Annotated in this window: 20 protein-coding genes; 10 read left to right on the top strand and 10 right to left on the bottom strand. The window is 70.5% G+C overall.

The window, feature by feature from the left end:
* Positions 1–55: 55 nt before the first annotated feature.
* On the bottom strand, positions 56–1,702 hold the full coding sequence (locus ASC56_RS16920; protein ID WP_055492241.1) for a protein kinase: 1,647 nt from the start codon (positions 1,700–1,702) through the stop codon (positions 56–58).
* A gap of 377 nt (positions 1,703–2,079) precedes the next feature.
* Here ASC56_RS16920 and ASC56_RS16915 point away from each other — a divergent pair, with 377 nt between their 5' ends.
* Complete coding sequence (locus tag ASC56_RS16915) at positions 2,080–3,645, top strand: protein kinase (RefSeq protein WP_079102545.1); 1,566 nt, start codon at positions 2,080–2,082, stop codon at positions 3,643–3,645.
* A gap of 330 nt (positions 3,646–3,975) precedes the next feature.
* Here ASC56_RS16915 and ASC56_RS16910 read toward each other — a convergent pair whose 3' ends face one another.
* A complete protein-coding gene (locus ASC56_RS16910) occupies positions 3,976–5,130 on the bottom strand; it encodes a phosphotransferase (RefSeq protein ID WP_055492240.1) in 1,155 nt (384 codons plus the stop codon).
* A 482-nt stretch (positions 5,131–5,612) separates the two neighbouring features.
* On the opposite strand from ASC56_RS16910, the gene pdhA reads away from it, so the two are divergent.
* Genes pdhA through ASC56_RS16895 form a run of 3 tightly spaced genes read left to right on the top strand, consistent with a single transcriptional unit; the run spans position 5,613 to position 9,186 of the window.
* Positions 5,613–6,803: a pyruvate dehydrogenase (acetyl-transferring) E1 component subunit alpha gene (gene pdhA / locus ASC56_RS16905; protein WP_055492239.1), complete on the top strand. Its 1,191-nt coding sequence runs from the start codon at positions 5,613–5,615 to the stop codon at positions 6,801–6,803.
* A gap of 1 nt (position 6,804) precedes the next feature.
* On the top strand, positions 6,805–7,782 hold the full coding sequence (locus tag ASC56_RS16900) for an alpha-ketoacid dehydrogenase subunit beta (RefSeq protein ID WP_055492238.1): 978 nt from the start codon (positions 6,805–6,807) through the stop codon (positions 7,780–7,782).
* Positions 7,783–7,791: 9 nt separating this feature from the next.
* Complete coding sequence (locus tag ASC56_RS16895) at positions 7,792–9,186, top strand: dihydrolipoamide acetyltransferase family protein (protein WP_055492237.1); 1,395 nt, start codon at positions 7,792–7,794, stop codon at positions 9,184–9,186.
* Between the two features lie 76 nt (positions 9,187–9,262).
* Here the strand turns inward: ASC56_RS16895 and ASC56_RS16890 are convergent, their stop codons facing one another.
* Entirely contained in the window at positions 9,263–10,108 is an 846-nt protein-coding gene (locus tag ASC56_RS16890; RefSeq protein ID WP_371330073.1) for a D-alanyl-D-alanine carboxypeptidase family protein, read from the bottom strand.
* A 252-nt stretch (positions 10,109–10,360) separates the two neighbouring features.
* Here ASC56_RS16890 and ASC56_RS16885 point away from each other — a divergent pair, with 252 nt between their 5' ends.
* Entirely contained in the window at positions 10,361–11,023 is a 663-nt protein-coding gene (locus tag ASC56_RS16885; protein ID WP_107309273.1) for a GntR family transcriptional regulator, read from the top strand.
* Positions 11,020–12,336 carry a nitrate/nitrite transporter gene (locus ASC56_RS16880; protein WP_055492234.1) on the top strand — a complete coding sequence of 439 codons (1,317 nt, stop codon included), beginning with the start codon at positions 11,020–11,022 and terminating at the stop codon, positions 12,334–12,336. The genes ASC56_RS16885 and ASC56_RS16880 overlap by 4 nt, the downstream gene beginning before the upstream one ends.
* A gap of 66 nt (positions 12,337–12,402) precedes the next feature.
* Here ASC56_RS16880 and ASC56_RS16875 read toward each other — a convergent pair whose 3' ends face one another.
* A complete protein-coding gene (locus tag ASC56_RS16875) occupies positions 12,403–13,221 on the bottom strand; it encodes a carbon-nitrogen family hydrolase (protein ID WP_055492233.1) in 819 nt (272 codons plus the stop codon).
* Positions 13,222–13,401: 180 nt separating this feature from the next.
* On the opposite strand from ASC56_RS16875, the gene ASC56_RS16870 reads away from it, so the two are divergent.
* Positions 13,402–14,226: a maleylpyruvate isomerase family mycothiol-dependent enzyme gene (locus ASC56_RS16870; RefSeq protein ID WP_055492232.1), complete on the top strand. Its 825-nt coding sequence runs from the start codon at positions 13,402–13,404 to the stop codon at positions 14,224–14,226.
* Between the two features lie 132 nt (positions 14,227–14,358).
* Here the strand turns inward: ASC56_RS16870 and ASC56_RS16865 are convergent, their stop codons facing one another.
* Together ASC56_RS16865 and ASC56_RS16860 are read right to left on the bottom strand one after the other, a co-directional pair.
* Entirely contained in the window at positions 14,359–14,853 is a 495-nt protein-coding gene (locus ASC56_RS16865; RefSeq protein WP_055492231.1) for an LURP-one-related/scramblase family protein, read from the bottom strand.
* The gene (locus tag ASC56_RS16860) at positions 14,850–15,854 is read right to left on the bottom strand and encodes a helix-turn-helix domain-containing protein (protein ID WP_055492230.1); all 1,005 of its coding nucleotides are present in this window, start codon (positions 15,852–15,854) and stop codon (positions 14,850–14,852) included. The genes ASC56_RS16865 and ASC56_RS16860 overlap by 4 nt, the downstream gene beginning before the upstream one ends.
* A gap of 52 nt (positions 15,855–15,906) precedes the next feature.
* Between ASC56_RS16860 and ASC56_RS16855 the strand changes: the two genes are divergently transcribed.
* The gene (locus ASC56_RS16855; protein ID WP_055492229.1) at positions 15,907–16,302 is read left to right on the top strand and encodes a cupin domain-containing protein; all 396 of its coding nucleotides are present in this window, start codon (positions 15,907–15,909) and stop codon (positions 16,300–16,302) included.
* A 123-nt stretch (positions 16,303–16,425) separates the two neighbouring features.
* Here the strand turns inward: ASC56_RS16855 and ASC56_RS16850 are convergent, their stop codons facing one another.
* On the bottom strand, positions 16,426–16,653 hold the full coding sequence (locus ASC56_RS16850) for a hypothetical protein (protein ID WP_055492228.1): 228 nt from the start codon (positions 16,651–16,653) through the stop codon (positions 16,426–16,428).
* A 148-nt stretch (positions 16,654–16,801) separates the two neighbouring features.
* On the opposite strand from ASC56_RS16850, the gene ASC56_RS16845 reads away from it, so the two are divergent.
* The gene (locus ASC56_RS16845; protein WP_055492227.1) at positions 16,802–18,643 is read left to right on the top strand and encodes an NHL domain-containing thioredoxin family protein; all 1,842 of its coding nucleotides are present in this window, start codon (positions 16,802–16,804) and stop codon (positions 18,641–18,643) included.
* A 20-nt stretch (positions 18,644–18,663) separates the two neighbouring features.
* On the opposite strand, the gene ASC56_RS16840 is transcribed toward ASC56_RS16845, so the two are convergent.
* The 3 genes from ASC56_RS16840 to ASC56_RS16830 form a co-directional block, all read right to left on the bottom strand.
* Positions 18,664–18,915, bottom strand: a complete 252-nt coding sequence (locus ASC56_RS16840) for a DUF6458 family protein (RefSeq protein WP_055492226.1) — start codon at positions 18,913–18,915, stop codon at positions 18,664–18,666.
* Between the two features lie 117 nt (positions 18,916–19,032).
* Positions 19,033–20,331 (bottom strand): M18 family aminopeptidase, encoded by a 1,299-nt coding sequence (locus tag ASC56_RS16835; RefSeq protein WP_055492225.1) that lies wholly within the window; start codon positions 20,329–20,331, stop codon positions 19,033–19,035.
* A gap of 154 nt (positions 20,332–20,485) precedes the next feature.
* Positions 20,486–22,312 carry an acyl-CoA dehydrogenase gene (locus tag ASC56_RS16830; protein WP_055492224.1) on the bottom strand — a complete coding sequence of 609 codons (1,827 nt, stop codon included), beginning with the start codon at positions 22,310–22,312 and terminating at the stop codon, positions 20,486–20,488.
* A 143-nt stretch (positions 22,313–22,455) separates the two neighbouring features.
* On the opposite strand from ASC56_RS16830, the gene ASC56_RS16825 reads away from it, so the two are divergent.
* Positions 22,456–22,944 (top strand): SseB family protein, encoded by a 489-nt coding sequence (locus tag ASC56_RS16825; protein ID WP_055492223.1) that lies wholly within the window; start codon positions 22,456–22,458, stop codon positions 22,942–22,944.
* Positions 22,945–23,130: the final 186 nt, after the last annotated feature.

The following is a 23,130-nucleotide window of genomic DNA, read 5'->3' as shown; positions in this document are numbered from 1 at the left end:
TCAACCAACAGCGTCCACGGAGGTGCCGGGCCCTTCGCGCCGCGTCAGCAGCACATCACGAGGGGTTGCCCGTCGACACGCTGAGTTCGATCTCCGGCATGTTCTTCGGGTCGACGTCCGTACCGGGCGTCGGGAACTGGTCCATGACCGTGCCCTCGCCGTAGGTGTTCTCGTCGACGTGCTTGATCTTCATCTGCCAACCCGCGGCCTGGAAGCACGACTTGACGGACAGGACGTACTTGAAGGAGAAGTCCGGCACCCGGACCTTCTTCGGGTCGTTGTACGACGTCTCCGGCTCGGTGCACTTCGTCGTCTCGATCGTCTTCGTCGTGTCCGGGCCCTTGTGGCCCGCGACCGCCGACGAGGACGGGCTGGCGCTGTTGCTGCCGCCCCCGCCCTTGGCGTTGTTGCCGCTGCCGCCGTTCATGGTCAGCGCGGTGATCAGACCGCCGATCGCGACCAGGGCGACCACGATCGAGCCGATGATCACGGCCCGGTTGTTCTTCTGCCCGCCGGAGCCGCCCGTGGCGGGCGTCGAGGGCCCCGGGGTGATGTTGTACGGCGGCGGGGTCGCCGAGGACTGCTGGTGCGCGTACGCGGCGGTCTGCGGCGGTGTCTGGTAGCCGCCCTGCTGCGGGTAGCCGTAGGCGGGCGAGGGGGTCGGCGCGGGCGTCGGATTGCCGTACGGACCGGGCTGGTACGGCGTCTGCACGGGTCCCGGCGGGGCCTGGGTCGACTGGTCGATCGGCGGGAAGACCGCGGAGCTCACACCGGCACCGCTCGACGTCGGTACCCCCGGCACGATGCTCGGCGCCGCGGCCGTGAAGGACGCGGCGACCCGCAGGCATTCGTCGCGCATCGCCTCGGCGCTCGGGAAGCGCTCGTTGGGGTTCTTCCTCAGCGCGCGGGCGACCAGGGCGTCCACCGCGGGCGGCAGCGAGCGGTTGATCGACGAAGGAGCCACCGGCTCCTCCTGCACGTGAGCGTACGCGATCGCCAGCGGCGAGTCCGCCTCGAACGGCAGCCGTCCGGTGACCAGTTGGAACAGCATGATGCCGACCGAGTACAGGTCGGAGCGCGCGTCAACGCCTCGGCCGAGGGCCTGCTCCGGCGACAGGTACTGCGGTGTGCCCACCACCATCCCCGTCTGCGTCATCGACGTGACGCCGGACTGCATGGCGCGGGCGATGCCGAAGTCCATCACCTTGACGACGTTGCGCTTCGTCATCATCACGTTGCCCGGCTTGATGTCCCGGTGGACCAGGCCCATTTCGTGGCTGATCTCCAGGGCCGCCAGCACGTCCGCGGTGACCTTCAGCGCCTTGTCGGCCGGCATCGCGCCGTACTGCTGGATGTCGGCGTCGAGGACCGAACCGAGCGGTTTGCCCTCGATGTACTCCATGACGATGTACGGGGTCGTCATCCCGTCGAGCTCGTCCTCGCCGGTGTCGAAGACCGAGACGATGTTGGTGTGCGTGAGTTTCGCCACGGACTGTGCCTCGCGGCGGAACCGCTCACGGAAGGCCTGTTCGCGACCGAGCTCGGTGTGAAGTGTCTTGATCGCGACCTGACGGTCCAGCACCGTGTCGTACGCGAGATGCACCGAGGCCATGCCGCCCTCGCCGAGCAAGTCGCGCAGCTGGTAGCGGCCGCCGGCGACCGCTCGCCCCGCATACCGACCGTGTGCGCCGTCCTGGCTCATGTTCTGCGTCCCCCATCGGCGCGGCGGCAGCGGCTGGTTGGGCTCCCGCGGTCCGTGATAGTCATCGTGTCTTCGACGATCGACAGCGTTGTTCCGTGATCGACTGGCCTATTCCCGGCCAAGTCTGCCCCAGGGCAGTGACACGTCAAGCTCGGTGCCCGTTCCGTGACCGTACGCGAAAGAAGCGTCGCGGAAGCGTTACAGGGGGCCTACGCGCGGTACACGGGATTTGCACATGGATCCCCGTACAAGGTTTGATGGCCGGTCCATCTCGAATCCATCTCGGACCGGTGTCTTGCGCGGAGCCTGTAGCGTGGCCCGTCGGAGACCGTAACAACCACCGCGCAGACCGCGGGCAGAAACGACGGCGAGGACTGATGGCACAGACGCAGCGCGCCCAGGGCCCGTCCGACCCCGAGGCGACTGGCGGCGGGATGTCAGACGCGCCTGAGATGTGGGGCAACGGCGGACTTGTCGGCGACGGCCGGTACCGGCTGACCCGCAGACTCGGCCGGGGCGGCATGGCCGAGGTGTTCGCGGCGGAGGACGTGCGCCTCGGCCGGACGGTCGCGGTCAAGCTGCTCCGCTCCGACCTCGCCGAGGACCCGGTCTCCAAGGCCCGCTTCACGCGTGAGGCCCAGTCGGTGGCCGGGCTCAACCACCACGCGATCGTCGCCGTGTACGACTCGGGCGAGGACCACGTGGGCGGCCAGTCGGTGCCGTACATCGTGATGGAGCTGGTCGAGGGCCGCACCATCCGCGACCTGCTGCTGAACGCCGAGGCACCGGGTCCCGAGCAGGCCCTGATCATCGTCTCCGGCGTCCTGGAGGCGCTGGCGTACTCGCACCAGCACGGCATCGTGCACCGCGACATCAAGCCGGCGAACGTCATCATCACCCACAACGGCGCCGTGAAGGTGATGGACTTCGGCATCGCGCGGGCTCTGCACGGGGCGTCCACGACGATGACGCAGACCGGCATGGTCATGGGCACCCCCCAGTACCTCTCCCCGGAGCAGGCGCTCGGCAAGGCCGTCGACCACCGCTCCGACCTGTACGCGACCGGCTGCCTGCTGTACGAACTGCTCGCGCTGCGGCCCCCGTTCGTGGGTGAGACGCCCCTGTCCGTGGTCTACCAGCACGTTCAGGACATCCCGGTGCCGCCGTCCCAGATCTCGGAGGCGGCGTCGCCGCCGGAGCTGGACGGGCTCGTCATGCGCTCGCTGGCGAAGGAGCCGGACGACCGGTTCCAGACCGCCGAGGAGATGCGGGGGCTGGTCCAGTACGGGCTGCAGATGCTGTACGACCAGGGAGGCCACACCGGCACCTGGAGCACCGGGCCGGTGGAGATGCACGACGGTCGGCACACCCCGGCCGCGGGCTTCGCCGGCACGGCGGTGCTGCCGCACCCCGGCGTGTCCGGCACCACGCAGATTCCGCAGCCGATCCTGCCCTCGGGATACGGCTCCGGGGACGACGGCGGCTTCGAGGGCCACGGCAACAGGGGCAGCGGCCGCGGCAAGCTGTGGATCCTCGCGGTCCTCGCGATGATTGCCGTCGCGGCGGGCGTCGCGCTGGCGATGAACAACAACGGCAGCGGCGGCGGGACCGGTACTACGCAGTCGCCGACCGCCTCGACGTCCCAGCAGGACAAGCAGTCCAGCCCGACGCCGTCGGACACGGCGACCGACACGTCCACGAGCGGCAGTTCGGACACGGGCAGCGGCGGCTCGGACTACACGCCCTCCTACAGGCCGTCGCAGAGCTACAGCCAGCCGCCGCCGGCCCAGCCGTCGACGACGCCGGAGCAGCCGAGCGACCAGACGTCGCAGACGCCGCCCCCGGATCCGGCGTCGGGTTCGCCCACGGGCGGCAGCGATGCCTCGCCTCCGCCGGCGACGAACGGGGGCGGGAGCGGGGGCAGCGCCTCGCCGGGGGCCTGACGGGACCGGCCGGCGATCGGCCCTCGCGGCGACGGCGGTGGCCGTCGGCGCGAAACTCCATCCACGCGCGCGTGCGGCCCGGAAACGGGCTCCACGCGCGCGTGGCGTTTCCCGGAGGCCATGGGGGGCCTTCCTGGGGTCCGGGCCCCAGACCCCGGAGGCTCGGGAGGCTCCCCCGGGCGCGAGGGCGCCCCGAGCGCCGCCTCTCCCGCGCCGGGGCGCCACCGGCGCGCCCCGCGCCGGGCCATGCCTCGGCACCCACGCCGGGCCATGCCTCGGCACCCCGCGGCGGTCCTGCCGGTACCGGGCTGCCCCTTCCGGGCCCTCGCCTCAGTCGGTGAACGCCTCGCACACCGTGTCGTACTCGCGCGTCCACCACACAGCCAGGGCCGAGGCCGCCGGGAACTGCGCGTCCGCGCGGGTGTCGCCGCGCTCGTAGTGCCAGCGCAGCATCCAGAAGTCGTTGAGCCGCTCCCACCACACTCGGTGCACGGCGGCGGCGAGTTCCGAGGGGGGCGCGCCCGCGGTACGGCGGTACGCGCGGGCGTAGGCCCGTACCTTCGGGAGGTCGAGCGCGCCCACGGGGCGTACGAAGAAGATCGCGGCGGCCCGTACCGCCTCCTCCGCGCGCGGCTGTACGCCGAGCCGGTCCCAGTCGACGATCGCGGCGGGTGCCTCCCCCTGGTAGAGCACGTTGAACGGGTGGAAGTCGCCGTGCACCCAGCCCACCGAGCCACCGCGCGGCGGGCGCCGGTCCGCGTGCTGCTCCAGCAGCGCCCGCCGCTCCTGCAGCCGGTGCCGGGCGAGCTCGTCGAACGCGTCCCGGGGCCGGTGCCTGCGCACCCGGCGCAGCAGGTCGTCGATGAGCGCGAAGGTGCCGGCGGGGTCGGCGCTCTCGGGGCGTGCGCCCTGCGCACAGGTGGCTCCGGAGTGCGCTGCGGCGCCCTGGGCGCCGTGCAACCCCGCCCGCGGCGTCGCGCTACCGGTCCGGTGCGCGGCCCCCTCGGCCGCGCACCCGCCCACCGCGGTACGGCCCGAGTGTCCCTGGGACGGCATCACCCGCTCCAAGCTCGCGTGCACCACTCCCAGCAGCGCGCCCAGTCGTCCGCACTGCTCCGCCGTGAGCTGGCTGCCGTGCCGGTGCCGTCCGTCGATCCAGGGGTGCAGGGCGTACGCGTGGCCGCCGATCACCGCGAAGGTACGGCCGTCGTGGCCGGCCAGCGGCGGTGCCACCGGCACTCCCAGGTCCGCCAGGCGCTGGGTGGCGCGGTGCTGGCGGGCGATCGCCGCCAGGTCGGCGGTCTCGGGGTCGAAGTGGTGCTTGAGGAAGTAGCGGCCGCGTGTCGTGCACAGCCGGTAGCCGCGGTTGAGCAGCCCCTGCTCGACGGGGTCGCATGCCAGCGCGGACCCGGCGGCGTACTGGCGGAGGAGGGCACCCAGAGGGGGCGTGGCTAACCCGGAGGTTGGTACAGATGAGCGCGGCACGCGCCAGATGGTAGGGCACGAACCAGGGCTGAGCTGCGGTTCGTCACAGACAGTCGCAATCGATCACGTGGCGTCCGCAATCGTATGGCCCGGCGCGCCGTCGATCACGCCTCCGTGTCGCCGGGGGCCGCCCGCGCCACCCCGGATGATGTCTTCCCGTGCTCCGGGTGGGCGGGATAACGTGCCGTTGTTCCGGCCCCCTGCAAGGCCCTGACCAGCGCGTGTTCCCGACTTACTCGATTTACTTGGAAATCCAAGCAAAATCCCAGGTCAGGAGGGGTTTCACAGAAATGTGGAGCACTGGGTAACGTGCCTATTGCAGGGCGCTCGCCGGGGCACCTGTCACGTCTGCTTCGAACGAGCCGCACCCACCCTGTGCGTCCGTGAGCTGCAGGCGGAGCCGCTCCCCCCAGCCCCACGCGGGCCGAGGGGACCCCCAGGCACCCGGCGAACCCGGGGGCCGGATCGACGGAGGAGCACACGTGACCGAGGAGAGCACTGCCGCGCACAAGCCGCGACGCAGCGCCGGGAGCAAGGCCGGCACCACCGGCACCAAGCGCACCAGCCGCACCACGCCCAGGAAGGGCACCGACCCCGGCCTCGTCCAGCTGCTGACGCCGGAGGGCAAGCGGGTCGAGAACCCCGAGTACGACCCGTACGTCGAGGACATCTCCCCCGAGCAGTTGCGCGGCCTGTACCGGGACATGGTGCTCACCCGCCGCTTCGACGCCGAGGCCACCTCCCTGCAGCGCCAGGGCGAGCTGGGCCTGTGGGCCTCGCTGCTCGGCCAGGAGGCCGCCCAGATCGGCTCCGGCCGGGCCCTGAACGACGAGGACTACGTCTTCCCGACCTACCGCGAGCACGGCGTCGCCTGGTGCCGCGGGGTCGACCCCACCAACCTCCTCGGCATGTTCCGCGGCGTGAACAACGGCGGCTGGGACCCGAACGGCAACAACTTCCACCTGTACACGATCGTCATCGGCTCCCAGACGCTGCACGCCACCGGCTACGCCATGGGCGTCGCCAAGGACGGCGCCGACTCGGCCGTGATCGCCTACTTCGGCGACGGCGCGTCCAGCCAGGGTGACGTCGCGGAGTCGTTCACCTTCGCCGCGGTCTACAACGCCCCGGTCGTGTTCTTCTGCCAGAACAACCAGTGGGCGATCTCCGAGCCCACCGAGAAGCAGACCCGTGTGCCGCTCTACCAGCGCGCGCAGGGCTTCGGCTTCCCGGGCGTGCGCGTCGACGGCAACGACGTCCTGGCTTGCCTGGCCGTCACCAAGCGGGCGCTGGAGCGGGCGCGCAACGGCGAGGGCCCGACCCTCGTCGAGGCGTTCACGTACCGCATGGGCGCGCACACGACCTCCGACGACCCGACCCGCTACCGCCACGACGACGAGCGGGCCGCCTGGGAGGCGAAGGACCCGATCGCCCGCCTGCGCGCGTATCTGGAGGCCTCGAACCACGCGGACGAGGGATTCTTCGGGGAACTCGAGGCGGAGAGCGAAGCGTTGGGAAGGCGAGTGCGCGAAGCGGTGCGTGCCATGCCGGACCCGGACCACTTCGCCATCTTCGAGAATGTGTACGCGGACGGGCATGCGCTCGTCGACGAGGAGCGGGCCCAGTTCGCCGCCTACCAGGCGTCGTTCGCGGACGTGGAAGGGGGCAGGTGACATGGCCGAGAAGATGGCGCTCGCCAAGGCGATCAACGAGTCGCTGCGCAAGGCCCTGGAGGCGGACCCCAAGGTCCTGGTGATGGGTGAGGACGTCGGCAAGCTCGGCGGCGTCTTCCGGGTCACCGACGGTCTCCAGAAGGACTTCGGCGAGGAGCGGGTCATCGACACGCCGCTCGCCGAGTCGGGCATCGTGGGCACGGCGATCGGCCTCGCCCTGCGCGGGTACCGGCCCGTGGTGGAGATCCAGTTCGACGGCTTCGTCTTCCCTGCGTACGACCAGATCGTCACCCAGCTGGCGAAGATGCACGCCCGCTCGCTGGGCAAGGTCAAGCTCCCGGTCGTCGTCCGCATCCCGTACGGCGGCGGCATCGGCGCGGTCGAGCACCACAGCGAGTCCCCCGAGGCGCTGTTCGCGCATGTGGCGGGTCTGAAGATCGTCTCTCCGTCCAACGCGTCGGACGCGTACTGGATGATGCAGCAGGCCATCCAGAGCGACGACCCGGTGATCTTCTTCGAGCCGAAGCGGCGGTACTGGGACAAGGCCGAGATCGACCCCGAGGCGATCCCCGGCCCCCTGCACAAGGCACGTGTGGTGCGCGAGGGCACGGATCTGACGCTCGCCGCGTACGGCCCGATGGTGAAGGTCTGCCAGGAGGTCGCGGCCGCCGCCGGGGAGGAGGGCAAGTCCCTGGAGGTGCTGGACCTGCGCTCGGTGTCTCCGCTCGACTTCGACTCCATCCAGGCGTCGGTGGAGAAGACCCGCCGCCTGGTCGTGGTCCACGAGGCGCCGGTGTTCTTCGGCTCCGGCGCGGAGATCGCAGCCAGGATCACGGAGCGGTGCTTCTACCACCTGGAGGCGCCCGTGCTGCGGGTCGGCGGCTATCACGCCCCGTATCCGCCGGCGCGGCTGGAGGAGGAGTACCTGCCGGGCCTGGACCGGGTGCTCGACGCCGTCGACCGCGCCCTGGCGTACTGAGGAGAGGTCGTGACGACGATGACTGACGCGTCCCTGCGCGAGTTCAAGATGCCCGACGTGGGCGAGGGACTCACCGAGGCCGAGATCCTCAAGTGGTATGTGCAGCCGGGTGACACGGTCACCGACGGACAGGTCGTCTGCGAGGTCGAGACGGCGAAGGCGGCCGTCGAACTGCCCATCCCCTACGACGGAGTGGTGCGCGAACTCCGCTTCCCCGAGGGCACCACGGTGGACGTCGGCACGCCGATCATCGCGGTCGACGTGGCCGGGGGCGCCCCCGCCGCGGAGGCGCCCGCGCCCGCCGAGACGGTTCCGGCCCCGGCGGCGTCGGCCGAGGAGCCCAAGCAGGAGGGCCGCAAGCCGGTCCTCGTCGGCTACGGCGTCGCCGAGTCCTCCACCCGGCGCCGCCCCCGCAAGACGGCTCCGCCGGCAGCCGAGGACACCCGCCACGCGGCCACGGCCCTCCAGGGCGAGCTGAACGGCCACACCCGGGGGACTCGTCCGCTGGCGAAGCCGCCGGTGCGCAAGCTCGCCAAGGACCTGGGCGTCGATCTGGCGACGGTGACTCCGTCGGGTCCGGACGGGATCATCACCCGCGAGGACGTGCACGCGGCCGTGGCCTCCGCACCGGCAACGGCCCCCGAGGCGCCCGCGGTGCCCGCTGCCGCGCAGGCACCGGCGCCCGTGGTGTCGTACGAGAGCGGTCGCGAGACCCGGATCCCCGTCAAGGGTGTCCGCAAGGCCACCGCTCAGGCGATGGTCGGCTCGGCGTTCACGGCGCCGCACGTCACGGAGTTCGTGACGGTCGACGTGACGCGCACGATGAAGCTGATCGAGGAGCTCAAGCAGGACAAGGACCTGCAGGGCCTGCGAGTCAACCCGCTTCTCCTCATCGCCAAGGCCCTGCTGGTGGCCATCAAGCGCAATCCGGACATCAACGCGTCCTGGGACGAGGCGAACCAGGAGATCGTCCGCAAGCACTATGTGAACCTGGGCATCGCGGCGGCCACCCCGCGCGGACTGATCGTGCCGAACATCAAGGACGCGCACGACAAGACCCTTCCGCAACTGGCCGAGGCACTCGGCGAGTTGGTGGCCACGGCCCGCGAGGGCAAGACCTCTCCGGCGGCGATGCAGGGCGGCACGGTCACCATCACGAACGTCGGCGTGTTCGGCGTGGACACGGGCACGCCCATCCTGAACCCGGGCGAGTCGGCGATCCTCGCGGTCGGTGCGATCAAGCTCCAGCCGTGGGTCCACAAGGGCAAGGTGAAGCCGCGTCAGGTCACCACGCTCGCGCTCAGCTTCGACCACCGCCTGGTCGACGGCGAACTGGGCTCGAAGGTCCTGGCGGACGTCGCCGCGATCCTGGAGCAGCCGAAGCGGCTGATCACCTGGGCGTAGCGCCCGCAGCGCACGTACGGCAAAGGGGCCGGCCGCGGACGAGCGGCCGGCCCCTTCGTGCCGTGTGGGATCAGGCTCAGACGGCGAAGCTGTAGTTCAGGAGCTTCTTCGCGTCCGCCGCACGGTTGTCGATCGTCGTGGACGCCAGGATCGTGCCGATGAGCGTCTTGCCGTTGCGGGTCGCGGCGAAGACCAGGCAGTACTTGGCCTCGGGGCCGGAGCCGGTCTTGACGCCGATCGCGCCGCTGTAGGTGCCGAGCAGCGGGTTGGTGTTGGTCCAGGTGTAGTAGCGGTAGCCGCCGCTCTTGGTGGTCACCTTCTGCTTGGTGGACGCCGTGTTCACGACCGTACGGAAGGTGGAGTTCTTCATCGCGCTGCTGGCGATCTTCGTCAGGTCGCGCGGCGTCGAGTAGTTGTTGCCGTTGCCGATGCCGTCGAACGAGTCGAAGTGCGTGTTCTTCAGGCCGAGGCTCGTGGCGGCGCTGTTCATCTTGCCGATGAACGACTTCACGCGCGCGGCACGCGTCGAGCCGGAGCCGAACTTGTCCGCGAGCGCGTAGGCCGCGTCGCAGCCGGACGGCAGCATCAGCCCGTACAGCAGCTGACGGACCGTGACCTTGTCGCCGACGATCAGGTGGGCCTGGGAGGCGTTGTTGGCGACGACGTAGTCGCTGTACGCCTTGTCGACCGTGACCTTGGCGTCCAGGTTCACGTTCGCCTGCGACAGCACCACCTCGGCCGTCATGATCTTGGTGGTGGATCCGGTGGACAGTCTGGTGTCCGCGGCCTTGTTGTACAGGCTCTTGCCGGTGGCGTTGTTCATCACGAACCCGCCCTTGGCGGTGATCGAGGGCGCCGTGACGGCCTGCGCGGGCGCCGCGGTGAGGGCGGCGGCGGTGAGTACGGCGCTGGTGGTGACCACTGCCGCGGCTGCTCTGCGAACTCGCCTGCCCTTAATACCGGTAATCAAGTTGAATGCTCCGATTGCGTCTCTGATGCACTTGTATGCATCCAAATGCCCCTGGAGAGCGGCCAAATGAAAGAGCCGCCTTCTCGTGAGACTCGTAAGTAGCACAAAGGGATGTGCGGTTGCCGGGTGAATTCTGCGGAAGACAGGCGGTCCATATCGTGGACGCTCCCCGGCATGCGTACCTGTTGTATCTATGCTGTGGACATGAGCACCTCGGGGACCCTGACCGCCAAACAACCTGCCGCCGCCGACCGCGTGTACGCACATGTGAAACAGGGTGTTCTTCAGCGCCGTTACGAGGGCGGGACACTGCTCACCGAGGGAGAGCTGGCCGAGGAGGTCGGGGTGTCGCGCACCCCGGTGCGCGAGGCGCTGCTCCGGCTGGAGGCCGAAGGGCTGATCAAGCTCTACCCGAAGAAGGGGGCACTGGTCCTGCCGGTCTCCGCCCAGGAGATCGCGGACGTGGTCGAGACGCGTCAGCTCGTCGAGGAACACGCGGCCCGCAAGGCCGTACCCGCCCCGCCCGGGCTGATCGCCCGTCTGGAGGAACTGCTCGCGCGGCAGAAGGAACAGGCCGCCGCGGGTGATCTGGCCGCGGCGGCGGTCACCGACCGCACCTTCCACGCCGAGATCGTGCGCAGCGGTGGCAATGAGATCCTCTCCCGCCTCTACGACCAACTGCGCGACCGCCAGCTGCGGATGGGGGTCGCCGTCATGCACTCGCACCCGGACCGGATCGCCAAGACGCTCAGCGAGCACGAGGAGATCCTGGGGGCCCTGCGGTCCGGCGATGCCGAGGCCGCCGTGAACATCGTCCACCGGCACGTCAGCTGGTTCTCCAACCTGGCGCGGGGAGAGGTGCGATGAGCTCCCGCTCCATGAGTTCCCGGCCGGTGTCGCTGCCCGGTGACCCGCCGGGCGGCCGCCGCGCCGTGGCCGTGTGGGCCATAGGTGTCTCGGTCTACTTCGTCGCCGTCATCTTCCGTACGTCGCTGGGCGTGGCGGGGCTCGACGCCGCCGACCGCTTCCATGTCAACGCGTCGGCCCTGTCGACCTTCTCCATCCTCCAGCTCCTCGTGTACGCGGGCATGCAGATACCCGTCGGCCTGCTGGTGGACCGGCTCGGCACCAAGAAGGTGCTGACCATGGGAGTCGTCCTCTTCACGGCGGGTCAGGTCGGGTTCGCGTTCTCGGCCTCGTACGGCATGGCGCTCGCCTCGCGCGCGCTGCTCGGCTGCGGTGACGCCATGACTTTCATCAGTGTGCTGCGGCTCGGCACCCGCTGGTTCCCGGCCCGCCGCGGGCCGCTGGTGGCACAGCTCGCCGGTCTGGTGGGCATGGCGGGGAACCTGGTCTCGACGCTCGTGCTCGCCCGGCTGCTGCACGGGGTGGGCTGGACGGCGGCCTTCGGCGGCAGCGCGCTCGCCGGGGTCGTCGTGCTGGTCCTGCTCGTCCTCTTCCTGAAGGACCATCCCGACGGGTACGAGCCGGAGCCGTTCCCGCACCAGGGATCGGCGTATGTGCGGCGGCAGATCCAGGCGTCCTGGCAGGAACCGGGGACCCGCCTGGGCATGTGGGTGCACTTCACCACGCAGTTCCCGGCGATGGTGTTCCTGCTGCTGTGGGGCCTGCCGTTCCTGGTGCAGGCGCAGGGTCTGTCGCGGGCGACGGCGGGCGAGCTGCTCACGCTCGTCGTGCTGTCGAACATGGTCGTCGGGCTGGTCTACGGGCAGATCGTCGCCCGGCACCACGCGGCGCGGCTGCCGCTGGCGCTCGGGACGGTCGGGGCGACGGCGGCGCTGTGGGCGGCGACGCTCGCCTACCCGGGTGCGCACGCGCCGATGTGGCTGCTGATCGTGCTGTGCACGGTGCTCGGTGCCTGCGGTCCGGCCTCGATGATCGGCTTCGACTTCGCACGCCCGGCCAACCCGCCGGAGCGTCAGGGCACCGCCTCCGGCATCACCAACATGGGCGGCTTCGTCGCCTCCATGACGACACTGCTGGCGATCGGGGTGCTCCTGGACGCGACACGGGACGACTACACCGTGGCGTTCTCCGCGGTCTTCGTGCTGCAGGCGCTGGGGCTGAGCCAGATCCTGCGGCTGCGCGGGCAGGCGGCGCGCAGGGAGCGGGAGCGGCTGGTGGCGAGCCGGGTGGAGACGGTGCACGTGCCGGCGTAGGGGGCGCCGGGTTCGGGTGGGTGGGCGGACGGCGCGGGACGCCGCCCGCCTTCGCGGAGCGCTCCGTCAGCGGCGCGGCGGCTCCAGCCCCAGCACCCGGTCCTTCAGCGCCGGGAACTGTTCCCGTGTCGTCGCGACCTTCGCCGGGTCGAATTCCACCGTGAGGATCTCCTCCTCGGCGCCCGCCTCGGCGAGGACCTCGCCCCAGGGATCCACCACGATCGAGTGACCCGCCTGAGGAACCCCCGCGTGCGTCCCGGCCGTTCCACAGGCAAGGACGTACGCCTGGTTCTCCACTGCCCGCGCCCGGGCCAGCAGCGTCCAGTGGGACCGGCGGCGCTCCGGCCAGCCCGCCGGGATCACGAGCGTCTCGGCCCCCGCCGTCACGAGGGAGCGGAACAGCTCGGGGAAGCGGAGGTCGTAGCAGGTGGCCACGCCGACGGTCGTCTCCGGCAGTCGCACCGTCACCAGTTCGGTGCCCGCGCCCATCAGGACGGCCTCGCCCTTGTCGAAGCCGAAGCGGTGGATCTTGCGGTAGGCGGCGGCCAGCTCACCGGAGGGGGAGAAGACGAGAGACGTGTTGTAGATGACACCGTCACCCGCGGCGGTGCCGCTCCCGGACACCGAGCGTTCGGGGATGGAGCCGGCGTGCAGCCACACCCCCGCGTCGCTCGCGGCCTTCGCCATCGCCTCGTACGTCGGCCCTTCGAGCGGCTCGGCCTCGGTCCCGAACCGTTCGTAGGCGAAGGCGCCGGTCGTCCACAGCTCGGGCAGCACGACCAGATCGACTCCGGCTTGATCGCGTACGAGGGAGGCCGCTCGCCGTCGGCGCGAATCGACCGATTCGTCCTCGTCCACCCGGATCTGGATGAGGGAGGCGCGCACACTACCACCGTCCTGACATGGGGAGCTGTCTCCACGGGCCTACGATCGTCACACGAAAGCACTGCCTGGGTGCCTCACGGCAGCGTAACTTAACGTTCCAAGACACCCGCCGACAGCCGCCGCCCGTCGACATCGCCGTCACAACCGCCCGTGTACCGACCGCCCGAGGGGTCCCGTTCCGTGAGTCTGCATCCCACTCTTCAGCCCTACGCCGACGCCTGGACCCATTCCATCGAAGCGATATCCGAGCTGGTGCTTCCGCTCGTGGAGGGCGAGTGGAACCGGCGGACGCCATGCCCCGGATGGTCGGTGCGTGACGTGGTCTCGCACGTCATCGGCATGGACTGCGAGATGCTCGGCGACCCGCGCCCGATCCACACGCTGCCGCGCGACCTGTTCCACGTGACGAACGAGCACCAGCGCTACATGGAGATGCAGGTCGACGTCCGCCGCCATCACACGGCGCCGGAGATGACGTCCGAGCTGGAGTACACGGTCATCCGCCGCAACCGCCAGCTGCGGAACGAGTCCCGGGACCCGGGCACCAAGGTGCGCGGCCCGCTCGGAAGTGAGCAGACGCTCGAAGAGGCCATGCGGTACCGCGCGTTCGACGTGTGGGTGCACGAGCAGGACCTGCGCACGGCGCTGGGCCGGCCGGGGAACCTGGACTCGCCGGGTGCGTTCGTGGCGCGGGACGAGTTGCTGGCGGCGCTGCCCAAGGTCGTGGCCGAGGACGCGGGGGCGCCCCCCGGTTCGGCGGTCGTCTTCGACGTCCACGGCCCCGTCGAGTTCCTGCGCACGGTGCGGGTCGACGCGGAGGGGCGCGGCTCGATCGACGGCACGCCCTCGCTGGGCCCGGCGGTGTCGCTCACGCTCGACTGGGAGACGTACGTCCGCCTCGCCTGCGGCCGTGTCACCGCGGACCTCGTGGCGGACCGCATCAAGGCGGAGGGCGACCCGGAACTGACGGCGGCGATCCTGCTGTCGTTCGCGGTGACGAAGTAGCGGTTCCGGCGCCCGGGCCGGGGCACGGGGGCCGCGACCGGGCCGCAGCACGCCGTGCAGCGGACTCGGCGGCGGCCGGGTGCGGGGACACCGAGGGGTGCCTGGGGACCAGGGCACCCCGTGGCCGTTGCGTCAGTCCACCTCCCGCTCCTTCTCCGCCAGGTGGATGACGCACACCGCGACCGCGATCAGCAGCGCGGGATCCGCGTCGTCGCGCACGATGTCGACCCCGTACGTCTCGCGGATGGTCAGCCAGCGGCGGGAGATCTGCGCGAGCAGCTCCCCGTCGTAGTCGATGGCGAACTCGCGGTCGAGGATCTTGCCGCTGACGTCGAGCTCCGTGCCGTCCACCAGCGAGACGCGGTAGTGGTTGCGCAGCAGGGACAGGCGCTTGCGCTTGATCGTGGCCAGCGTGTCGCCGTCGCGCTCGATGATCATCGTGTCCCGCAGGGCGAACATCTTCTGGTGGATGTCGATCAGGACCCGGCCCCGTGTGTCCTTCAGCTCGAACGTGTCCCGCAGCCGCATCGCCTTGCCGTCGACCAGGAACACCTTGTTGCCGTGCTGGTCCTCGATCCAGTAGTCGTCACCGAAGCCGAGGAGCCGGTCGCGTACGAGGAATCTCATACGATGACAGCTTCCCCTGTGGCCGGTCCGAAACGCCGTCGGTAGGCCGACGGGCTGAGACCGGTCTCGCGCCGCAGCCGCGCCCGCAGATTGGCGGCCGTACCGAGCCCGCTGCGCGCCGCGACCACGTCCAGCCGCTCCTCCCCGCGCTCGATCAGCCGGCAGGCCAGAGCGACCCGCTCCCCGGTCAGCCAGGCCAGCGGAGTGGTGCCGAGCTGCGCGCGGAAGCGGCGGTGCAGCGTGGCGGGGCTCACCGCGGCCCGCGCGGCGAGGTCGGCGACGGTGAGCGCTTCGCCCAGGCGCTCCTGAGCCCAGGCCAGCAGCGGGGCGAGCGACTCGTCCGGTGTGTCGGGCACGGGCCGCTCCACGAACTGCCGCTGTCCACCGTCGCGGTGCGTCGCGAACACCAGCCGCCGGGAGACGGCGTTGGCGAACTCGGCGCCGTGGTCCCGGCGCCAGATGTGCAGCCCCAGGTCGAGCGCGGCCGCGCTGCCCGCCGCCGTGAGGATGTCGCCCTCGTCCACGAAGAGCACGTCCGGTTCGAGCAGAACCTTCGGGTGCAGCTCCCGGAAGGAGCCGGCCCAGCGCCAGTGCGTGGTGGCGCGGCGCCCGTCGAGCAGCCCGGCCTCGGCGAGCGCGAAGCTGCCGGTGCAGAAGCTCACGACGCGCGCCCCGCGGGCGTGACTGCGCCGGATGGCGTCGAGGACATCGGCACCGCGCGGGACGACGTTGTCGGGGCGGCCGGGCACGACGAGGGTGTCCGCCCCGTCGACGGCCTCCAGTCCGGGCACCCCGGTCAGAGTGAAGAACCCGTGGTTCATCCGGACGCCGGGCGTGGGCGTGCACAAGGCCACCTCGTACAGCGGCCGCGGCAGCCCGAGCTCGGGTCGCGGCAGCCCGAACAGCTCGGTCGCCACCCCGACTTCGAACGGATTCGTGCCCCGGTCGACGATCACGGCGACCCGGTGCGGCCGAGCGGGCTGAGAGGATCCTTGCGGCATATGCGATTTCTAGCACTCGTACGACGCGGTGGGCACCCCGCACGATGGCGGCATGGAACCCAAGGAACCCATCTCCCTCACCGCGGCGCTCGCCTCGTTCTCCGAGCTGTGGAGCCCGCGCATCGTCACCGCCGTGAACGACTACGACGTACGGGTCGCCAAGGTCGAGGGCGAGCACCTGTGGCACACGCACGACCACACCGACGAGTTCTTCCTCGTCCTGGACGGTGAGCTGCACATCGCGCTGCGCGAGGCGTCCGGAGAGCGCACGGTCACCCTGCCCAAGGGGTCGGTCTTCACGGTGCCGCGCGGCACGGAGCACAAGCCGTCCGCCCCGGCCGGAGCGTCGATCCTGGTGTTCGAGCCCACCGGGACGATGTCGGTCGGCGACCGCCACGAGGAGGTCCCGGACCATGTGGACGCGACGACGGGGCACGCCCTGACCTGAGCGGCGTGCCGCGGACCGGGCTGCCGGTCCGTGCCCGTCGGAACGCCGACGAGTCCCCCGCCCGGCGGCGGGGGACTCGCACACGGACCGCTCGGGGACCGCTGGTGGACCGCGGGGGCCGGGTTACCGGTAGCCCTCCTGCATGTCGTCCTCGTCGTCGTCCCACGACGAACGCCGGTCGCCGTGCTCACGGCGCATGCCGGCGCTCCCCGTGTCGGGGTCCGACATGCCGGATCCGCTCATGTCGGGGTCGTGCCCGTCACGGTCGCGCATCTCGTCGCCGGTGATCTCGCCGTGCTCGCGTTCGCGGTCGCGCCGGCGCATCTGGTGGTCGTCGATGTCTCGTGGCATGGAACTACTCCCTTGCGGTGGCCCCCCTGTATGCGTCGAGCATCTCTCCGTGACGGCGTGTGCGCATCCGGTGCGACTCCATCACACAGCGTCACCAGGTTATCCACAGGCTCGTCTGCGTCACCGCGGCGGATGGCACTCTTGACCCATGAACGACTCCACACCGCGTCGCGTCCGTGTCCGCGCCCCCGAGCTCATCGGCAAGGGCGGTTGGCTGAACACCGGCGGAGAGCAGTACACCCTCGCCGACATGCGAGGACGTATCGTCATCCTCGACTTCTGGACGTTCTGCTGCATCAACTGTCTGCACGTCCTGGACGAGCTGCGCGAGCTGGAGGCCAAGCACCGCGACACCGTGGTGATCATCGGCGTGCACTCTCCGAAGTTCGTCCACGAGGCGGACCACCAGGCGGTGGTGGACGCGGTCGAGCGGTACGGGGTGGAGCACCCGGTTCTCGACGACCCGCAGCTCGCCACCTGGAAGCAGTACGCCGTGCGCGCCTGGCCCACGCTCGTCGTCATCGACCCCGAGGGGTACGTGGTCGCCCAGCACGCGGGCGAGGGCCACGCCCACGCGATAGCGCGGCTCGTCGAGGAGCTGGAGGAGGAGCACGCGGCGAAGGGCACGCTCCGCCGCGGTGACGGCCCGTACGTGGCGCCGGAGCCCGAGCCCACGACCCTCCGCTTCCCCGGCAAGGCGGTCCTGCTGCCGTCCGGGACCTTCCTGGTCAGCGACACCACCCGGCACCAGCTGGTGGAGCTGGCGGCGGACGGCGAGACGGTCGTACGCCGTATCGGTTCGGGCGTACGGGGCTTCGCCGACGGCCCCGCGGAGGCGGCGGGCTTCAGTGAGCCGCAGGGTCTGGCGCTGCTGGACGAGGGCGCGGTGGTCGTCGCGGACACGGTGAACCACGCGCTGCGCCGCCTGGACCTGGCGACCGGTCAGGTCACCACGCTCGCGGGCACCGGCAAGCAGTGGTGGCAGGGTTCGCCGACGTCGGGGCCGGCCCGGGAGGTGGACCTCTCGTCGCCGTGGGACGTGGCGGTCTTCGACGGCCGGGTCTGGATCGCGATGGCGGGTGTGCACCAGCTGTGGACGTACGACCCGCGCACGGCCACGGTCGCGGTGTCGGCGGGCACCACCAACGAGGGGTTGGTGGACGGCCCGGGTGCTCAGGCGTGGTTCGCACAGCCGTCGGGGCTCGCGGTGTCGGCCGACGGGGAGCGGCTGTGGCTGGCGGACTCCGAGACGAGCGCCCTGCGCTGGGTGGACCGGGATGGCGCGGTCCACACGGCGGTCGGCACGGGGCTGTTCGACTTCGGTCACCGGGACGGCGCGGGCGAACAGGCGCTGCTGCAGCACCCGTTGGGCGTGACCGCCCTGCCGGACGGCTCGGTCGCGGTGAGCGACACCTACAACCACGCGCTCCGGCGCTACGATCCGGCGACGGACGAGCTGACCACGCTCGCCACGGATCTGCGGGAGCCGTCGGACGCGGTGCTGGTCGGGGGCGACATCGTGGTCGTGGAGTCGGCGCGCCACCGGCTGACCCGGCTGCGGCTGCCCGAGGAGGCGGTGCAGGTCTCCTCGGTCGCCCACCGGACCCAGCGCGCGGCGACCGAAGTGGCGCCGGGCAGGCTCCGGTTGGACGTGATCTTCCAGGCCCCGGCCGGCCAGAAGCTGGACACACGCTACGGCCCGTCGACCCGTCTGCTGGTCTCCTCGACCCCGCCCGGGCTGCTGCTCAAGGGCGAGGGAGGGGACACGGACCTCACGCGCGAGCTGGAGCTCGACCCGTCCATACCGGAGGGCGTCCTGCACGTCTCGGCGATGGCCGCGTCCTGCGACGACCCTGCATCCGCCGCGGGCTCCACCGAGTACCCGGCGTGCCACGTCCACCAGCAGGACTGGGGCGTTCCGGTCCGTCTCGCGGAGGGCGGGGCGACCCGGCTTCCGCTGGTGCTGGCGGGCATGGACGACGCGGAGTAGCGCTCGGCCGGGCGGGCGCCCTAGATCCCGTACCCGTCGCCGTACCCGTCACGGTGATGGTGATGGTGCCGCTCCTCCTCGACCACCGGTGCGGGCGGCATCACGACGCGCCGCCGACGGGCGATGCTGCTGAAGGTTGCCACCCCGATCAGACCGACGACCATGAGGATGAAGCCGACCAGGTGAAGGTCGACGCCGTTCAGGTGCCAGTTCGTCGCAAACGCGAGGATGGCCCCCACGGCTATCAGGATGATGCATCCACCCAGGCCCATGAGTCCTGCCCTCCCTGTGGGTCCGGTCCTTCCGGCCCCGGTCCGGGTACCCCGCAGATCGGGCGGCATGCGGAGGGGATTGCGCCGCTCCTTCGGCCGGGCGGGCGGCAGTTGGGGTCAGCCCTCCAGGAACGCCACCAGTGCGTTCGCCAGCAGGTGGGGGTCGTCCGCGCCGGCCAGTTCACGGGCGCTGTGCATCGACAGGATGGCCGTGCCGATGTCGACCGTCCGAATGCCGTGACGGGCCGCCGTGATGGGGCCGATGGTCGTGCCGCAGGGCATCGCGTTGTTCGAGACGAAGGTCTGGAAGGGGACGCCGGCCCTCTCGCAGGCCGCCGCGAAGATCGCACGGCCGGTCCCGTCGGTGGCGTAGCGGTTGTTGACGTTCACCTTGAGGATCGGGCCGCCGTTGGCCCGCGGGTGGTGCGTCGGGTCGTGCCGCTCCGCGTAGTTGGGGTGGACGGCGTGCCCGGTGTCGGAGGACAGACAGACCGTGCCGGCGAAGGCCCGCGCCCGGTCCTCGTACGATCCGCCCCGCGCGAACACCGAGCGCTCCAGCACCGATCCGAGCAGGGGGCCGTCGGCGCCGGTGTCGGACTGGGAGCCGTTCTCCTCGTGGTCGAAGGCCGCGAGCACCGGGATGCACGGGAGGGCGGCGCCGGAGGTGGCCACGGCCGCCAGTGCCGCGGTGGCCGCGTGCACGGACAGCAGGTTGTCCATCCGCGGGCCGGCCACCAGCTCCTTGTCCCGGCCCAGATAGGACGGTGGCTCGACGGAGTGGGTCATCAGGTCCCAGCCCGCCACCTCGCCCGCGGCCAGGCCCAGCTCCTCCTCCAGGAACGCGATCAGGTCGCCGTCCCGCACGTCGTCGCCCAGGCCCCAGACCGGCTGCAGATGGCGCTGCTTGTCGAGTTTCAGTCCCTCGGAGGAGACGGACCGGTCCAGGTGGATGGCCAGTTGCGGCACGCGCAGCAGCGGTCTGTCGATGTTCACCAGACGGGTCGAGCCGTCGCGCAGGGTCAGCCGGCCCGCCAGGCCCAGGTCGCGGTCCAGCCAGGAGTTCAGCAGGGGGCCGCCGTAGATCTCCACCGCGATCTGCCGCCAGCCGTGCGCGCCGCTGTCGGGGCGGGGCTTCACCCGCAGGTTCGGGGAGTCGGTGTGCGCGCCCACGATCCGGAACGCCGTGTGCGGATCGGCGCCCTCAGGGACGTACCAGGCGACGATCGCGCCCCCGCGCAGCACGTACTTGCCACCGCTCGTGCCGTCCCACGCGTCCGTCTCCGCGACCTGCCGGAAACCGGCCTTCTCCAGCCGCTCCGCGGCGTTCGCCACGGCGTGGTAGGGCGACGGGCTCGCCGCCAGGAAGGACATGAGGTCGTCGGTGTGGCCGCGATCGAAGCGGGCGCTTGTGCTCATGGGTTCACCTTAACGACGGACGAGGGCCCGCTCCCGGTGATGGGGAGCGGGCCCTCGTAAGGAGGATGTGGAGGGGCTGGAGGGCTGACCGGACGGACAGGGTCCGGGGCCCTCCGGAGGCGTCGCCGAGGACGGGATCCCAGCCGGGCGGGTCCTAGAACGCGGCCTCGTCCAGCTCCATGAGGTCCAGGTCCACGCCCTCGGCCACCTTGCGGGCCAGGGTCACGCCCGGCAGCACGTTGGCCGCGAAGAACTTCGCCGCCGCGATCTTGCCGGTGTAGAACGCCTTGTCCTTGGCCGAGGCCGTCTCCAGCTTCTCGGCGGCGACCGCGGCACCCTTCAGCAGCAGGTGGCCGACGATCACGTCACCGGAGGCCAGCAGCAGGCGGGTGGTGTTCAGGCCGACCTTGTAGATGTTCTTGACGTCCTGCTCGGTGGCCGCGAGGTCGCTCAGCATCAGACCGACGATCGCCTCCAGCTCCACGGCCGCCTTGGCCAGGTGCTCGCGGGCCCCCGCCAGTTCCTCGCCGCCCGTGCCGAGCGCCAGGAACTTCTTGATGTCCTCGGCGAGCGAGTTCAGCGCGGCGCCCTGGTTGCGGACGATCTTCCGGAAGAAGAAGTCCTGGCCCTGGATCGCGGTGGTGCCCTCGTAGAGCGTGTCGATCTTGGCGTCGCGGATGTACTGCTCGATCGGGTACTCCTGCAGGAAGCCGGAGCCGCCGAAGGTCTGCAGCGACTGGGCGAGCTGCTCGTAGCCCTTCTCGGAGCCGTAGCCCTTGACGATCGGCAGGAGCAGGTCGTTGAGGGCGTGCTCGGTGGAGGCGTCCTCGCCGTTCGCCTCCTTGACCGCGATCGCGTCCTGGACGGAGGCGGTGTGGAGGACGAGGGCACGCATGCCCTCGGCGTAGGCCTTCTGCGTCATCAGCGAGCGGCGCACGTCCGGGTGGTGCGTGATGGTGACCTTGGGCGCGGTCTTGTCCATGAAGTTGGCCAGATCCGGACCCTGGACGCGCTCCTTGGCGTACTCCAGCGCGTTCAGGTAGCCGGTGGACAGGGTGGAGATCGCCTTCGTGCCGACCATCATGCGGGCGAACTCGATGATGCGGAACATCTGGCGGATGCCGTCGTGCTTGTCGCCGATCAGCCAGCCCTTGGCCGGGTGGCGGTCGCCGAAGGTCATCTCGCAGGTGTTGGAGGCCTTCAGGCCCATCTTGTGCTCGACGTTCGTGGCGTACACGCCGTTGCGCTCGCCCAGCTCGCCGGTCTCGAAGTCGAAGAGGTACTTCGGGACCAGGAAGAGGGACAGGCCCTTGGTGCCGGGGCCGGCGCCCTCGGGACGGGCGAGGACGTAGTGGAGGATGTTCTCCTCCATGTCGTGCTCACCGGAGGTGATGAAGCGCTTCACACCCTCGATGTGCCAGGAGCCGTCCTCCTGCTGGACCGCCTTGGTGCGGCCGGCGCCGACGTCCGAACCCGCGTCGGGCTCGGTGAGGACCATGGTGGAGCCCCAGGTCTTCTCGACGGCTATCTTCGCGATCTTCTTCTGGGCCTCGGTGCCCTCCTCGAAGAGGATGCGGGCGAACGCCGGGCCGGACGAGTACATCCAGATCGCCGGGTTCGAGCCGAGGATCAGCTCCGCGTACGCCCAGATCAGGGACGGCGGGGCGGTGGTGCCGCCGATCTCCTCGGGCAGGCCGAGGCGCCAGTACTCGGAGTCCATGAAGGCCTTGTAGCTCTTCTTGAAGGACGCCGGGACCGGGGCGGTGTTCGTCTCGGGGTCGAAGACCGGCGGGTTGCGGTCGGCGTCCGTGAAGGACTCCGCCAGCTCGTTCTCCGACAGGCGGGTGAGCTCCTCGAGGATGGTCTTGGCTGTGTCCGTGTCCATCTCCGCGAACGGGCCGGTGCCGTACAGCTTGTCGCGGCCGAGCACCTCGAAGAGGTTGAACTCGATGTCGCGGAGATTCGACTTGTAGTGCCCCATGGCGACGGCTCCGTAGAGGGATCGGCGAGGCACTGTCTCCTCGCGTGTGGTTCACGTACCAACAAGTAGCAACGATGATGCTACCCGTCGGTAATAAGAATCAACCCCCGATGGCGCATATGTGGCCCACTACTCTTTGGGGCATGTACGGCTACCAGAACGCGGGCGCGCAGCAGCAGTACGCCTCGGCCCAGCAGCAGATGCCCGGGCAGATGCCGGGCGGGCAGATGCCCGGCGGGTACGGCCAGCAGCCGCCGCTCTACCCCGAGCCGTCGCCGCCGTCGCTCGCGGACGCGGTGCGGGCGTTCACCACGGGGTCGATGTCCGCCGAGGACTTCCAGCAGATCTTCGCGACCTCCAAGGTGTACTGCCCGCGCGGCGACAACCCCGGCTTCCTCGCGCTGCACAACACGCAGCAGCCAGTGATCCCGATGTTCACCTCGCTCAAGGAGCTGCGGCGGTACGCGGGCAAGGAGTCGAAGTACTTCGTGATCACGGGGGCCGAGGTGATCGACCTGCTGCCGACGGGGTACGGGTTCGTCCTCGACATGGAGGGGGAGCACCGGATGGTGTTCGACGCGAAGGCGGTCGAACAGATGGTTGAGTTCGCGATGCGGCGTATGTACGGCTGAGGCAGCCTGTGCGGTCGATGTACGGCTGAGGCAGCCCGTGCGGTCGATGTACGGCTGAGGCAGCCCGTGCGGTGGAGGTCGCCGGATCCCCGCGCCCCTGTCGGGGCGCACCCCGAGCCCGGAGGGAATTCCCTCCGGGCTTTCTCTGTTCTGGGGTGCAGAAAGTTCAACCATCAACTAAAGTGG

This window comes from Streptomyces sp. TP-A0356, assembly GCF_001417775.1.
GTDB lineage: Bacteria > Actinomycetota > Actinomycetes > Streptomycetales > Streptomycetaceae > Streptomyces.
Note: the sequence above shows the minus strand (reverse complement) of the source record. Positions and strands in the feature narration are given on the sequence as shown.